Source organism: Cupriavidus sp. MPR-AND1C (assembly GCF_058809705.1).
In genome coordinates this window covers 15495-28446 of record NZ_JBXASU010000092.1, presented here as the reverse complement: position 1 = coordinate 28446, position 12952 = coordinate 15495, and the positions used below count along the sequence as shown (strand labels likewise).

Below are 12952 nucleotides of genomic sequence, written 5' to 3'. Positions count from 1 at the left end.
CTGCCCGCCCATGAGCCGATCCACGCAAGCCAATGCCGCCGCGCGCGCCCGCCAGTACTGGCTGATGAAGTCGGAACCCGACGAGGCCAGCATCGATACGCTGGCCCAACGCGGCACCTTGCCATGGACCGGCGTGCGCAACTACCAGGCCCGCAACTTCATGCGCGACGGCATGCAGATCGGCGACGGCGTGCTGTTCTATCACTCCTCCTGTCCGCAGCCCGGCATTGCCGGCCTGGCCGAGGTCAGCTCGCAGCCCTACCCCGATCCCACCCAGTTCGACCCGAAGAGCGATTACTACGACGCCGCCGCCAAGCCGGATGCGCCGCGCTGGATGCTGGTTGACGTGCGCTTTATCGGCAAGGGCCCGCTGATCTCGCTGGCCGACCTGCGCGCACATGACGAACTGGCCGACATGGTCGTGCTACGCCGCGGCAACCGGTTGTCGATCACGCCGGTGACGCCGGCCGAATGGCGCTTCATCACCACGCGGCTGATGCGCTAGGCAGGCATCGACGGTCACAGCAGCGGCATGACACAATGGCTGCCGACGACATAACTACAACGCCAACAAGGTCGAATCCGCGTCATGAGCTTTTCCCTGATTCCCGGGCTGCTGCTGCTCGGCGCCTTTACCGGCTTCTGCGCCGGCTTGCTGGGCGTAGGCGGCGGCATGATGATGGTGCCCTTCCTCACGCTGCTGTTCACCGCCCTGGCCTTCCCCCATGAGGCCATCGTCCATATGGCCATCGCCACCTCCATGGCGACTATCCTGTTCACCTCGCTGTCCTCGGTGCGCGCCCACCACAAGCGCGGCATGGTGCGATGGAAGCTGGTGCTGGCCCTGGCGCCCGGCATCCTGATTGGCGGCATGATCGGCGGCGGCAAGGTCTTCGCGGCGCTCAAGACCAGTTGGCTGTCGCTGCTGTTCGCTGTATTCGTAGGCTTTTCGGCGTGGCAGATGCTGCGCAACCGCAAGCCCGCTGCGCACCGGCAACTGCCGGGCACGCCGGGCATGCTGGGCGCGGGCGGCGTGATCGGCTTCCTGTCCAGCCTGGTGGGCGCGGGCGGCGGCTTTGTCTCGGTGCCGTTCATGACCTGGTGCAATGTGCCAATCCACAACGCCGTGGCCACCTCGGCCGCACTCGGGTTTCCCATCGCGGTGGCGAGCGTGATCGGCTATGTGTGGAGCGGGCTGGGCCAGACCGGGCTGCCGGCCGGCTCGCTCGGCTACATCTACCTGCCTGCGCTGGCGGTGATCGCGGTTGCCAGCGTGCTGACCGCGCCGCTGGGCGCGCGCACCGCGCACCGCATGGATGTCGCACAGTTGAAGAAAGTCTTCGCCTGCCTGCTGTTCAGCCTGTCGGCCTACATGATGTGGAAGGCCTGGCACGCGTTCTGAGGCCGCAGGTGCGGGCGATGCATGCCGCGGATACAAGTAGATACAAGGTCGCACGCGACGTAGCGGAACGATCACCTGGGCGGCGCGTCTGATCCCCATCGTCTGACAAGGGAGAATCCAATGAAACATCTGCTTGCCGCCACGCTGCTCGGTACTACCGCCATGGTTGCCGCCGCCCAGGGCGGCGGCCCGACCCACGAGCCGGCCCCTGCCGGCGTGCTGTCGCTGTCCGCCCAGGCCGCCACCGAAGTGCCGACCGACGTGGTGCACCTGACGCTCGCCGCCGAGCAGGAAGGCGCGGAACCGGGCGCGATCTCCTCGGCGCTATCGGCCAAGACGGCGGACGTGATCGCGCAGGCCAAGCGTACCAATGGCGTGCAGGCGCAATCAGGCGGCTTCACCATCTATCCGTCCAACGACAAGAACGGGCGCATCAGCACCTGGCGCGGCCGCGCCGAGGTGATTCTGGAATCGCGCGATTTCACCGCCGTGTCCAAGCTCGCGGGGCAGCTCGCCAGCCAGATGCAGGTGCAGAACATCAGCTTCTCGCTCTCGCGCGAAGCCCGCCAGGCGGCCGAGACCAGGCTGACCGAGCAGGCCGTGGCCTCGTTCCGCGACAAGGCCCAGGCCACCACCAAGCTGTTCGGCTACGGCAGCTACACCATCCGTGAAGTGCAGGTGGGCGAGGTTGGCGCGGTGCAGCCGATGCCGCGCATGTATGCAGCCAAGGCCATGATGGCTGATTCCGCGCCGGTGCCGGTCGAGGGCGGCAAGGCGCAGGTCACCGTGACGGTGAACGGCTCGGTGCAGATGCTGAAGTAAGCGCCGTCCGAAGCCACAGGCTCAAGGGTCAAGGCAGAAGGCACGGAACAAGGCCCCTGCCGCGCAAGCGGCAGGGGCCTTGTCTTTGATCCTTGCCCTTGATGCATGGCCATCAAGGAGCGGCAGTGCTTACAGCACCCCGAACTGCTGGCGCAGCACGTTCTTCTGCACCTTGCCCATGGTGTTGCGCGGCAACTCATCCACCACGTGCACGCGCTTGGGCACCTTGAAATTGGCAATGCGGCCCTTGAGCCCGCCAATCAGGCTCAGCGCATCCAGCGAGGCACCAGGCTTGCCAACCACCACCGCCACCACCGCCTCGCCGAAGTCGGCATGCGGCACGCCGATCACGGCGCTTTCCGCCACGCCCGGCATCTCGTCGATAAAGCTCTCGATCTCCTTGGGGTAGACGTTGTAGCCACCGGAGATGATCAGGTCCTTGCTGCGGCCAACGATGGTCAGGTAATCGTCTGGCACCTTGCGCTCGCCAGCCTGGCTGACAATGGCACCGCCAAAGCGGCCCACGTCGCCGGTCTTGAACCAGCCATCGGCGGTGAACTCCTCCTGCGTCTTCTCCGGCATGCGCCAGTAGCCCTTGAACACGTTCGGGCCGCGCACTTCCACATTGCCGATCTCGCCCGCCGCGCAAGGCTTGCCGTCGCCATCCACCACGCGCACCGACACTCCCGGCAGCGCCTTGCCGACGGTGCCGCCGATACGCTCGCCATCTTGCGCGTCGTACGGGTTGGAGACCAGCATCACGGTCTCGCTCATGCCGTAGCGCTCCAGGATGGTGTGGCCCGTGCGCTCGCGAAAGGCATCGAAGGTTTCCATCAGCAGCGGCGCGGAGCCGGACACGAACAGGCGCATGCGGCGGCAGGTGTCGTCGTCAAAGCGCGGCTCCTGCACCATGCGCACGTAATACGTGGGCACGCCCATCATCACCGTGCAACGCGGCAGGAATTTCAGGATCTGCGCCATGTCGAGCTTGGGCGCCCAGATCATCTTGGCACCGGCCAAGAGCGCGCCGTGCGACGCGACGAACAGGCCATGCACGTGGAAGATCGGCAGCATGTGCAGCAGCACATCGTCGCTGCGCCAGCCCCAGTACGCATGCAGCGTCTTGGCGTTGGAGGCCAGGTTGCCGTGCGTGAGCATGGCGCCCTTGCTGCGGCCCGTGGTGCCCGAGGTGTAGAGAATGGCGGCGAGTTCGTCGGCGCCGCGTGCCACCGTGGCGAAGCGGTCCGGTTGCGCAGCGGCGCGGGACAACAGCGAGCCAGAGCGGTCATCGTCCAGCGTGAAGACGTGCTTGGTGCCGTGGCGGAACGCCACCTTGGACACCCAGCCGAAGTTAGCGCTGCTGCACACCACCACCGCCGGCTCGGCGTTGCCGACAAAGTAGTCGATCTCGGCTTCCTGGTAGGCGGTATTGAGCGGCAGGTAGATGTAGCCCGCGCGCAGCGTGGCGAGGTAGAGGAACAGCGCCTCCGGCGATTTTTCCACCTGCACCGCCACGCGCGCGCCCTCGGGCAGCTTGAGCGCGGCCAGCAGGTTGGCCATCTTGGCGGTGGCGCGGTCCAGGTCGTCCCAACTGTAGTAGAGGCCGTCGTGGGTTTCAATGCAGCAGGCACTGCGGTCCGCCGGGAAGCGGGATTCGAATAGGGCGAACAGGTTGGCGTTCATATTGCGGAAGATGAAAAACGGAATCGGCAATAGCATGGGCAATCCACATGAGCAATCCGATCGATAGTCGGCAATGATACCGAAAGCGATTGCCCGTGCTATTGACCGCTGAAGCGCGGCGGCCGGCGCGCCAGGAATGCCGCCACGCCTTCGGCATGGTCGGCGCTGTCGCCATAGCGGAAATGCGCGTCGAGCTCCGCCGCGGTGAGCGGCGCGGGCGCCGGCGCCAGGCGGCGGATGCTCTGCTTGTTGATGCGGGCGGCCAGCGGCGCGCCGGCCACGATGCGCTTGACGGCCGCGGCAACTTCGTCGTCGAGTGCCGCTGCCGGCACCACGCGCGTCAGCAGCCCTTTCTCACGCGCCTCGGCGGCGTCGAACACCCTGCCCTCCAGCAGGATCTCCAGCGTCACCGCGCGGCCCGCCAGGGCCAGCAGCCCGGTCAGCTCACCAGGCGCCATGGGAAAGCCGAGGCGGTTGATCGGCACGCCGAAGCGGCTGTCGTCGGCGGCGATGCGCAGGTCGCAATGGCAGGCGATCTCCAGCCCGCCACCCACGCAAACCCCTTCGATCATGGCAAGCGTCGGATGCAGGCAGCCCGCGATGGCCGCCAGCGCAGGCGCAATCACCGCCTCGTGGTAACGGCGCAGCGCGGCGGCATCGCCCCGCTCCTCGGGGAACTCGGCAATGTCGGCGCCAGCGGCAAAGTTGCCATCGGCGCCGCGCACCACCACGCAGCGCAGCGAGGGATCGGCGGAAAGATCCGCAAAGCCCTGCGCCAGCGCGCGCCACATCGCCACGGAGATGGCATTGAGCTTGCCAGCGTGGGACAGCGTGACCGTGGCCACGTTGCCCTCACGCGCGAACGCTACCGTGCCGCTCATGCCTGCGCTCCACGCGCGCCGGAAACATCGGAAACATCGGAGACCATGCGGCTATCCTCCATCAGTCGATCTTGGCGCCGGACTGCTGCACCACCGTCGCCCAGCGCTTGATCTCGGCGTGCTGGAACTGCGCGAACTGCTCTTGCGTGAAAGCCGGCGTATCGGAGCCGTTGGCAAGCCAGATCTGCTTCATCTCGGGCGTGTTCAGTGCCTTCTCCACTTCGGTGTAAAGCCGGTCGACGATGTCCTTGGGCGTGCCCTTGGGCACCCACATCGCGTACCAGGTGGAGACTTCGTAGTTAGGCACCCCGGCCTCGGCGGCGGTGGGCACGTTCGGGAACGCGGCCGAGCGCTTGGTCGATGCCACCGCCAGCGCCTTGATGCGGCCGGCGCGGATATGCTGGGCCGAAGACCCGAGACCGTCGAAATCCATATCCACCTGGCCCGCGATCAGGTCGGACAGCGCAGGGCCGGCCCCCTTGTAGGGAATATGCGTGATGAAGGTCTTGGTCTGCAGCTTGAACAGCTCGCCCGCCAGATGGTGGGACGAGCCGTTGCCGGCCGATGCGTAGTTCAGCTTGCCAGGGTTCTTCTTGGCATAGGCGATCAGCTCGCCCAGCGTGTTGGCGGAGACCTTGGCCGGGTTCACCACGATCACCTGCGGCGGCTGCGCGATCACCGTGACGGGGATGAAATCCTTCTCGATGTCGTAGTCGAGCTTCTTGTAGAACGACGGTGCGATAGCGTGGTGCGCACCGCCGATGAAAACGGTATAGCCGTCCGGCGCGCCCTTGGCCGCGATGCTCGCGCCCACGGTGCCGCCAGCGCCGCCGCGGTTATCGATCACGAACTGCTTGCCGAGCTGCTTGGAAAGCTGCGCGGTCAGCGGGCGGGCGAAGGCATCGGTGCCGCCGCCGGCCGGGAACGGCACGATCACGGTGATCGGCTTGGACGGCCAGGCGTCGGCCTGCGCCACGGGCGCTACCGCGCCCAAACCCGCGCCCAGCGCGCAAGCCAGCCCTGCCACTTGAAACTGACGACGATTCATGACTCTGTCTCCTCTCTCTTTTCTCTTCTGCTGTGGAAAGTCAAACGAAGAACTGCTGGCATGGCCCACGAACGCGGCCCGCGGCCCGCGGCCTTGTCTTTTACCTGACCAGGGTTACAACAGCTTGCTCACCGCGCGGCTCATGCGCGGGGATCCGTTGCCAAGGCGCACCAGATTGTCATCTAGCGCCTCGGGCACGTAAAGATAATTCACCATCATCCCGCACGACTGCGCACGGCCCTTGCGCGACAGGTCGGCGGCCCAGTTCAGGCGCTCCACGCAGGCGCCATTGCCCAGGTGAAAGCGCGCCACCGGATCGGCCGGCAGCGCCTGCTGGCGCTCGCGCACCAGGTAATGCGCGGCCAGCGCCAGCGCGATGTCGCGCACCATCGCATCCTCGGAATCGGCAGGCAGCGCGGCCAGCCAGCCGGCGCCGTCGGCAGGTGGCGTGCCGTGGCGCTCGCTCCAGCGCGCCAGGCGCTTGTCACCCAGCACCATGGCCACCGCGTCGCCATCGCGCTTGCGCAGCCAGTCGGCAAACCCGGGAATGGGCGAGAGCGTGGCGAACTGCTTGAGCTTGGGAAACTCACGCTGCAACTCCTCGATCACGCGCTTGAGCAGGAAGTTGCCAAAGCTCACGCCGCGCAAGCCCGCCTGGGTATTGGAGATGGAGTAGAAGATCGCCCACTTCACGCGGCGCAGGTCCTCCAGCGGCGCGGCTTCGTCCAGCAGCGCATGGACGTTGGCGGCCATCTCGGGCACGAAGGCCACCTCGACAAAGATCAGCGGCTCGCGCGGCATGCGCGGGTGGAAGAACGCATAGCAGCGGCGATCGGAATCGAGCCGGTTGCGCAGGTCCGCCCAGGACGCGATCTCGTGCACCGCCTCGTAGCGGATCAGCTTTTCCAGCAGCGATGCGGGCGAGTCCCATGTGATGGGCTGCAGTTCCAGCAGGCCCACGTCGAACCAGTTGGAAAACAGCGCCTCCAGATCGTCGTCAAGCGGGCGCAGGCCCGGCACGCGCTTGTGCCATCGCAGCATGTCAGCACGCAGGCCGATCAGGAAATGCAGGCCGCACACGCTTGCGCCCTCCTGCCCGTGCAAGGCCGCCAGCCGCTTGAAGAAGCGGATGCGCGCGTTGGACGTGGCCTGCGGCGGGCCGGACGCAGATTTGTCCGCATTGCCGTCCTTGGCCTCGTCCTCCGCTTGCGCGCTGCCGCTGGCGGCGACTTCGGCCAGCACGCCGAGCATGGCCTGGCGTGCGTCATCGCCCGCGGCTTCGTACTCGGCCCGCCAGGTTTGCGCGGCGGCGTTGGCCGCGCTGTCGGTCAGGCGCGCATCGAAGCACTGGCGCAGCTGCTCGCGCTGCCGGCGCAGCACGCGAGCCGGCAGCGCCACGGCCTGGCCGCGTGCCTTGGCATCGGCAACCGCATCCGGCTTGGCGTTGCCATCGCCCTTGCGGCCCCACCACCGGCCAAAGCGGGACAACAGGGTTGGCGCCGACGGCTCAAAGCCGCTCAGGGGCGCGCTGACTTTCTGTTCGCTATTGCTGAGGGAATCCATGGGCGTACCTGCTTTTGGCTGTCTGTAAGTGCGGTCCATAAGGGCTATCCATACCGGCTATCCATACCGGCTATCCGTAACGGCTATCCGTAACGGCTGTCCAGGCTGCTATCGATCAACGGATGATTTGCCGGCTAGGCGCAGGCGGCCGGGCTGTGCTTCGGGGATGGGATCGCCACCGCTATCGTCAACCACTTCAACCTCGTCAACCTCGGCGGCGTCCAGTGCCCTGAGCGCGCCGCGCTGGCGCAGCAAGTGCGTCTTCATCAGGGTCTCGGCGCCCTCCGGGTCATGCGCCTTGAGCGCGGAGAACACCGACAGATGCTCGGCGCAGGATTCGCGGATGCGGCCCGGCAACTTCAGGCTCTTGTGGCGCGACAGCCGCAGCACCTTGCGCAGGTCGCTGATCAGGCCAGACAGCCAGCGATTGCCGGCGAGCCGCTGGATGGCTTCGTGGATCTGGTAGTTGGTTTCGTAGTAGGCGTCGATATTGCCGGCCTGCGCATACCGGGTCAGGTCGGCATGCAGGCTTTCGAGCGCGTCGAGGTCCTCGGCGGTGGCGTTGCGCGCCGCCTCATAGGCGCAGCGTCCTTCCAGCAGCGCCATCAGCGGGAAGATCTCGTCGAGGTCCTGCTCGGACAAGGCGTTGACGAAGCAGCCGCGGCGCGGCTCCAGCCGCACCAAGCCTTCGGCGGCCAGCACCTTGAGCGCCTCGCGCATCGGCGTGCGCGAGATCCCCATGGACTCGGCGACCGTGGCCTCGTCGATCCAGGCGCCGGGCATCAGCGCGTGCTCGTCGATCATGGCACGCAGGCGCTCCGCGACTTCGAGGTACAGGGCTTGCTGGATGATGCGCATGGTGCCTCCGGACGGAAGAATGCAACGGCATCGGGGTGGCTTGCGGCACGGTGAAATGTGTCTTGCCAGGCCCAATAATTCATAATTATGAATAACGGTGACTGGATGGCAAGACAATTCGATGTTGCGCAGCGGCATGCGCAACATGCACCACGACAGGGAAATGGGACTGCAACGCCACGGGGCGCCGTGTGCGGACTAGTCCGCCAAACCCCTTGCCGCGTGGACGCCAAACCAGTGCGGCACATGCGCAATGGCCTCATGCAGCGTGCCCAGCACCCGGAAACTGAATCCGGTCACGACCGGCGAAGGCGGCTTGATATCGGGCACCACCACCACCCGCGCCCCCGAGCGGTTCGCGGCCGTTGCGCCGTTCTCGCTGTCCTCGAAGGCCAGGCACGCCTGCGGCGCCACGCCAAGGCGCTCAGCGGCGAGCTGGTACAGCGCCGGGTCCGGCTTGCCGCGGCGCACCTCGTCACCACCCGAGACGGAAGAAAAGAAATCCAACACGCCCACGCGCCCGAGCCGGTCCTTGATCTCCTCGACACGGGACGACGACGCCACCGCGCAGGGAATGCCCGCGCCGTGCAGCGCCGAGAGCAATTCCCTGGCGCCGGGCTTCAGCGGGAACCGGGGCCCGGTGGCCGGCGCATGCAATTGCGCGCCCGCCATCGCCTGCACCTGGCGGAAGGCATGCTCGTCGCCAAGCAGGGAAACCAGGAAGGCATCGGACTCCGGCTTGGCCTTGCCGATCACCTGCACGTAGTCGCTGGCCGCCAGCGTGATGCCGATCTCGCGCGCGGCGCCAATCCAGGCTTGCATGATGGCGCGCTCGGAGTCGATCAGCAGGCCATCCATATCGAAGATGGCAGCGGTGAACATGGTCACCTGCGGGGTCATCCGCGCCGGCTTCAACGGAGCGGGGCCTGCGCCGCCTGTCCGTGACGGTTCGCCCACACCACCAAGGCAATGCCAGCCAGGATCATCGGCAGGCTCAGCCACTGGCCCATGGAGAAGTTCAGCGCCAGCAGGCCCAGGAAGTTATCCGGCTCGCGCGCGAACTCGGCGAGGAAACGGAACCCGCCGTAGCCGATCAGGAACACGCCCGAGACCGCGCCCATGGGGCGCGGCTTCCTGGCGAACAGCCACAGGATGATGAACAGCGCCACGCCTTCGCCGGCAAATTGATAAAGCTGCGAAGGATGGCGGGGAATGTTGTCGCCGGCCTGCGGGAAGATCATGCCCCACGGCAGGTCGGTGGGGCGGCCCCACAGCTCGCCGTTGATGAAGTTGCCGATGCGCCCGGCCGCCAGCCCGCAGGGAATCATCGGCGCGATGAAGTCGGTAACCTCCATCCAGTGCCGCCCGCGCAGCTTGGCGAACAGCCACATCGCCACGATCACGCCCAGAAAACCGCCGTGGAAGGCCATGCCGCCCTCCCACACCTTGAAGATCTCAAGCGGATGGCTCAGGTAGTAATCGGCCTTGTAGAAAAACACGTAGCCCAGCCGCCCGCCCAGGATCACGCCCAGCACGCCGAAGAACAGCATGTCGTCCAGGTCCTTGACCGTCCAGCCCTGGGCCGCGATATGCGGCTGGCGGATGCGCAGGCGCCCGAACCACAGGAACATGATGAACCCGGCAAGGTACATCAGCCCGTACCAGCGGATGGCGAGCGGGCCGAGATGAATCGCAACCGGGTCGAATTGGGGATGAATCAGCATGTGTGCCGTGGTTAGGGTTGTAGGTAGAGAGATCGCGCACGGGCAAACTGGCCTCCGGCGCGATCTCAGGGTTCAGGCTGCGTCCGTCAGGTGCGTTGCCGCAGCGGCAGTGCCAAGCTGCGCGCCCGGCTCCGTGCCCGGTGTTATGCCAGCGTTTTGCGTCAGCGTCATGGCAGCGGCCAGCGCCCCGGCGATCTCGATGAACGATCTCAGCACGGGGCTCACGCTGTCGGCGCCAGCCTCACGCCACACCAGCCCTGTCTCGATATCGGGCCCGGCACCGCGCAACGGCAGGTAGGACACACCGGTACGGCGAAGGTTGCAAAGCGAGGCCGGCACCAGCGCCACCCCCATGCCGGCGGATACCAGGCTGACGATCGTCTGCATCTGGATGGCCTCCTGGGCGATCACCGGCGTAAGGCCTTCGCGCGCGTAACAGCCCGTAATGATGTCATAAAACGCCGGCGCGCTTCGCCGGGGAAAGATGATCAGCGGTTCGTGCGCCGCCTCTTTCAGGGAAACGCCGGGCTCCGTTCCGTCGGCCGCCCCCGCTGAGCCATCCGGGCGCCAGCCTTGCGGCACGGCCAGCACCAGCGGCTCGCGCACCAGCGGCAGGTAGGCCACGCCATGCGGCATGGCCGGCAGTTGCGGGCGGATCACCAGCCCGGCGTCGATACCACCGTCCATCAGGGCCTCCAGCTGGATATCGCTGGTGGCCTCGCGCAGTTGCAGTTGCACATTAGGGTGCCGCGCCCGGAAGCGCCGCAGCAGGTCGGGCAGGATGCCATAGTCGGCCGTGCTGACAAAGGCCAGCGACAGCGTGCCGGCCTCCCCGCGCGCCAGCCGCTGGGCCAGGCCCGGCAGCGCGGCCGCATCGGCCAGCACGCGGCGCACCTCGGGCAGCCATTGCTGGCCGGCAGGGGTGAGCGCCACTGAGCGCCGCGTGCGGGCGAACAGCTGCACGCCGATCTCCTCCTCCAGCGCCTGGATCTGCTGGGACAGCGGCGGCTGCGTCATGGCCAGGCGCCGCGCGGCGCGGCCGAAATGTAACTCCTCCGCCACGGTGACGAAATAGCGCAACTGGCGCAGGTCCAAAGCAGCTCCTGATATGTTTTTCGACTCAATAAAGGTTGAATAATATATTTGACACGATAAAAGGCAAGCGGCATGCTCTCGTCCACAACATGGCAAGAGCCTGCCCGGTCCTCGGAACCCCGAGGCGCCCCGCGCAGGCCGGCACACTTCCCCCGGAGATTCCCATGGCATACAACAAACGCTCGCAGCACATCACGCAAGGCGTGGCGCGCTCCCCCAACCGCTCGATGTACTACGCGCTGGGCTACAAGAAGGAAGACTTCGACAAGCCGATGGTGGGCATCGCCAACGGCCACTCCACCATCACGCCGTGCAACTCCGGCCTGCAACGCCTGGCCGACGCCGCCGTGGCGGCCATCAAGGCCTCCGACGCCAACCCGCAGATCTTCGGCACCCCGACCATCTCGGACGGCATGTCGATGGGCACCGAAGGCATGAAGTACTCGCTGATCTCCCGCGAAGTCATCGCCGACTGTATCGAGACCGCGACCCAGGGCCAGTGGATGGACGGCGTGGTCGTGATCGGCGGCTGCGACAAGAACATGCCGGGCGGCATGATCGCGCTGGCGCGCACCAACGTGCCGGGCATCTATGTGTACGGCGGCACCATCAAGCCGGGCAACTGGAAGGGCAAGGACCTGACCATCGTGTCGTCGTTCGAGGCCGTGGGCGAATTCACCGCCGGCCGCCTGAGCCAGGAAGACTTCGAGGGCGTCGAGAAGAACGCCTGCCCGTCGTCGGGCTCGTGCGGTGGCATGTACACCGCCAACACCATGAGCTCCTCGTTCGAGGCGCTGGGCATGTCGCTGCTGTACTCGTCGACCATGGCCAACCCGGACCAGGAAAAGGTCGACAGCGCCGCCGAATCGGCACGCGTGCTGGTCGAGGCCATCAAGAAGGACATCAAGCCGCGCGACATCATCACGCGCAAGTCCATCGAGAACGCCGTTGCGCTGATCATGGCCACCGGCGGCTCCACCAACGCCGTGCTGCACTACCTGGCGATCGCCCACTCGGCAGAAGTGGAATGGAGCATCGACGACTTCGAGCGCATCCGCCGCAAGGTGCCGGTGATCTGCAACCTGAAGCCGTCGGGCCAGTACGTGGCGACCGACCTGCACCGCGCGGGCGGCATTCCCCAGGTCATGAAGATCCTGCTCAAGGCTGGCCTGATGCACGGCGACTGCCTGACCATCACCGGACGCACCCTGGCCGAGGAACTGGAAAACGTGCCGGACACCCCGCGCGCCGACCAGGACGTGATCATGCCGATCGAAAAGGCGCTCTACAAGGAAGGCCACCTGGCCATCCTGAAGGGCAACCTGGCACAGGAAGGCGCCGTCGCCAAGATCACCGGCCTGAAGAACCCGGTCATCACCGGCCCGGCCCGCGTGTTCGAGGACGAGCAAAGCGCCATGGACGCCATCCTGGCCGACAAGATCAACGCCGGCGACATCCTGGTGCTGCGCTACCTGGGCCCCAAGGGCGGCCCCGGCATGCCTGAAATGCTGGCCCCCACCTCGGCCATCATCGGCAAGGGCCTGGGCGAATCGGTCGGCTTCATCACCGACGGCCGCTTCTCGGGCGGCACCTGGGGCATGGTGGTCGGCCACGTCGCGCCGGAAGCGCACGTGGGCGGCAACATCGCGCTGGTGCAGGAAGGCGACTCGGTCACCATCGACGCGCACAAGCTGCTGCTGGAACTCAACGTGAGCGAAGAAGAGCTGGCCAAGCGCCGCGCCGCCTGGAAGCAGCCGGCACCGCGCTACACCCGTGGCGTGCTGGCCAAGTTCGCCAAGCTGGCTTCGACCGCCAGCAAGGGCGCTGTGACGGACTGAGGCTGCGGCTTCATCGACAGAAGGACAAAAGCCCGCGA

General features: G+C 66.5%; 12 protein-coding genes. 4 read left to right on the top strand and 8 right to left on the bottom strand.

From position 1 onward, the window contains the following. The first annotated feature begins 10 nt into the window (after window positions 1-10). From AC1RWI_RS31645 to AC1RWI_RS31635, 3 genes are all read left to right on the top strand, one after another. On the top strand, window positions 11-505 hold the full coding sequence (locus AC1RWI_RS31645) for an EVE domain-containing protein (protein ID WP_043348862.1): 495 nt from the start codon (window positions 11-13) through the stop codon (window positions 503-505). Between the two features lie 84 nt (window positions 506-589). Continuing rightward, the gene (locus tag AC1RWI_RS31640; protein ID WP_043348867.1) at window positions 590-1402 is read left to right on the top strand and encodes a sulfite exporter TauE/SafE family protein; all 813 of its coding nucleotides are present in this window, start codon (window positions 590-592) and stop codon (window positions 1400-1402) included. A gap of 120 nt (window positions 1403-1522) precedes the next feature. After that, window positions 1523-2224 (top strand): SIMPL domain-containing protein, encoded by a 702-nt coding sequence (locus AC1RWI_RS31635; protein ID WP_492870298.1) that lies wholly within the window; start codon window positions 1523-1525, stop codon window positions 2222-2224. Between the two features lie 129 nt (window positions 2225-2353). Here the strand turns inward: AC1RWI_RS31635 and AC1RWI_RS31630 are convergent, their stop codons facing one another. The 8 genes from AC1RWI_RS31630 to AC1RWI_RS31595 all read right to left on the bottom strand — a co-directional run bounded on the left by AC1RWI_RS31630 (window position 2354) and on the right by AC1RWI_RS31595 (window position 11076). Then, a complete protein-coding gene (locus tag AC1RWI_RS31630; RefSeq protein WP_043352228.1) occupies window positions 2354-3907 on the bottom strand; it encodes a malonate--CoA ligase in 1554 nt (517 codons plus the stop codon). A gap of 98 nt (window positions 3908-4005) precedes the next feature. Further along, entirely contained in the window at window positions 4006-4788 is a 783-nt protein-coding gene (locus AC1RWI_RS31625; protein ID WP_492870297.1) for an enoyl-CoA hydratase/isomerase family protein, read from the bottom strand. Window positions 4789-4849: 61 nt separating this feature from the next. Further along, window positions 4850-5836, bottom strand: coding sequence for a Bug family tripartite tricarboxylate transporter substrate binding protein (locus tag AC1RWI_RS31620; RefSeq protein ID WP_492870296.1), 987 nt, complete (start codon window positions 5834-5836; stop codon window positions 4850-4852). Window positions 5837-5950: 114 nt separating this feature from the next. Beyond that, window positions 5951-7399: a malonyl-CoA decarboxylase domain-containing protein gene (locus tag AC1RWI_RS31615; RefSeq protein ID WP_492870295.1), complete on the bottom strand. Its 1449-nt coding sequence runs from the start codon at window positions 7397-7399 to the stop codon at window positions 5951-5953. A 108-nt stretch (window positions 7400-7507) separates the two neighbouring features. Then, on the bottom strand, window positions 7508-8257 hold the full coding sequence (locus tag AC1RWI_RS31610) for a GntR family transcriptional regulator (RefSeq protein WP_492870293.1): 750 nt from the start codon (window positions 8255-8257) through the stop codon (window positions 7508-7510). Between the two features lie 198 nt (window positions 8258-8455). After that, window positions 8456-9139, bottom strand: a complete 684-nt coding sequence (locus AC1RWI_RS31605) for an HAD family hydrolase (protein WP_492870291.1) — start codon at window positions 9137-9139, stop codon at window positions 8456-8458. Window positions 9140-9168: 29 nt separating this feature from the next. After that, a complete protein-coding gene (gene lgt, locus AC1RWI_RS31600; protein ID WP_043348886.1) occupies window positions 9169-9981 on the bottom strand; it encodes a prolipoprotein diacylglyceryl transferase in 813 nt (270 codons plus the stop codon). A gap of 72 nt (window positions 9982-10053) precedes the next feature. Continuing rightward, the gene (locus AC1RWI_RS31595; protein WP_043348890.1) at window positions 10054-11076 is read right to left on the bottom strand and encodes a LysR family transcriptional regulator; all 1023 of its coding nucleotides are present in this window, start codon (window positions 11074-11076) and stop codon (window positions 10054-10056) included. Window positions 11077-11240: 164 nt separating this feature from the next. Here AC1RWI_RS31595 and ilvD point away from each other — a divergent pair, with 164 nt between their 5' ends. Next, entirely contained in the window at window positions 11241-12914 is a 1674-nt protein-coding gene (ilvD, locus tag AC1RWI_RS31590; RefSeq protein WP_043348892.1) for a dihydroxy-acid dehydratase, read from the top strand. Window positions 12915-12952 lie beyond the last annotated feature (38 nt).

What these genes read in the sequence shown, in the direction of transcription:
- AC1RWI_RS31645 (WP_043348862.1), top strand. Translation starts at nt 11, where the DNA reads ATGAGCCGATCCACGCAAGCCAATGCCGCCGCGCGCGCCCGCCAGTAC.
- AC1RWI_RS31640 (WP_043348867.1), top strand. Translation starts at nt 590, where the DNA reads ATGAGCTTTTCCCTGATTCCCGGGCTGCTGCTGCTCGGCGCCTTTACC.
- AC1RWI_RS31635 (WP_492870298.1), top strand. Translation starts at nt 1,523, where the DNA reads ATGAAACATCTGCTTGCCGCCACGCTGCTCGGTACTACCGCCATGGTT.
- AC1RWI_RS31630 (WP_043352228.1), bottom strand. Translation starts at nt 3,907, where the DNA reads ATGAACGCCAACCTGTTCGCCCTATTCGAATCCCGCTTCCCGGCGGAC.
- AC1RWI_RS31625 (WP_492870297.1), bottom strand. Translation starts at nt 4,788, where the DNA reads ATGAGCGGCACGGTAGCGTTCGCGCGTGAGGGCAACGTGGCCACGGTC.
- AC1RWI_RS31620 (WP_492870296.1), bottom strand. Translation starts at nt 5,836, where the DNA reads ATGAATCGTCGTCAGTTTCAAGTGGCAGGGCTGGCTTGCGCGCTGGGC.
- AC1RWI_RS31615 (WP_492870295.1), bottom strand. Translation starts at nt 7,399, where the DNA reads ATGGATTCCCTCAGCAATAGCGAACAGAAAGTCAGCGCGCCCCTGAGC.
- AC1RWI_RS31610 (WP_492870293.1), bottom strand. Translation starts at nt 8,257, where the DNA reads ATGCGCATCATCCAGCAAGCCCTGTACCTCGAAGTCGCGGAGCGCCTG.
- AC1RWI_RS31605 (WP_492870291.1), bottom strand. Translation starts at nt 9,139, where the DNA reads ATGTTCACCGCTGCCATCTTCGATATGGATGGCCTGCTGATCGACTCC.
- lgt (WP_043348886.1), bottom strand. Translation starts at nt 9,981, where the DNA reads ATGCTGATTCATCCCCAATTCGACCCGGTTGCGATTCATCTCGGCCCG.
- ilvD (WP_043348892.1), top strand. Translation starts at nt 11,241, where the DNA reads ATGGCATACAACAAACGCTCGCAGCACATCACGCAAGGCGTGGCGCGC.